Source organism: Corynebacterium sp. KPL2861, assembly GCF_040225475.1.
Classification (GTDB): domain Bacteria; phylum Actinomycetota; class Actinomycetes; order Mycobacteriales; family Mycobacteriaceae; genus Corynebacterium.
In genome coordinates this window covers 1-642 of the sequence record NZ_JBEHFW010000032.1, presented here as the reverse complement: position 1 = coordinate 642, position 642 = coordinate 1, and the positions used below count along the sequence as shown (strand labels likewise).

Below are 642 nucleotides of genomic sequence, written 5' to 3'. Positions count from 1 at the left end.
GACATGGTGGTAGATTACCTTTCTTCCCAGCCCAACCGGGCTAGATATCAGGTGTCCACCAAATGGGGGTCAGGTCCGTGCTTCGGTCCGCATCGAGTCTGATAACGCCCACCCAACGATCCGTCGGGAGTAGACGTCGGTGACAAACGCGGCGTAGACAAAGCCTTTCTTCGTGCGCACATACGTAATGTCGGCCACCCACAGCTTGTTCGGGCCCTGAGCTTTGAACTCACGCTCAACCAAGTCCGGGCGCAGATCAGGCACGTTAGCTTTTCGGGTTGTGATTGGTGATCCGCCTGTGCCTGTGCCAGAAACACCGGCCAGGCGCATCAGTCGGGCGGTTTGTTCACGCCCGATATCGATTCCTTCACGGCGAAGCGCATGCCACATTTTCCGCACACCGTAAACACCGTAATTATCCCGATGAACAGCACTAATGCGTTCAACTAGAACAGCATCACGAAGGCGACGAGCACTTAACCCCTCGGGCTTTGGACTGGCGATAACCACGCGGGGTGATAAACCCACCAGCCCGGTTATTTTTCAACGTCTTACAAATGAACTCGACAGAGAAATAATTCCGGTATTCATCGATGAACCGGATCATTTCCGACGTTTCGGGTCGAGTCATGAGGCGAAAAA

1 protein-coding gene is annotated in these 642 nt (G+C 54.0%); it reads right to left on the bottom strand.

Annotated features, from left to right (window positions below; all coding sequences use genetic code 11):
• Positions 1-69: 69 nt before the first annotated feature.
• Positions 70-510 carry an IS3 family transposase gene (locus ABRP84_RS11250; protein ID WP_349853835.1) on the bottom strand — a complete coding sequence of 147 codons (441 nt, stop codon included), beginning with the start codon at positions 508-510 and terminating at the stop codon, positions 70-72.
• Positions 511-642 lie beyond the last annotated feature (132 nt).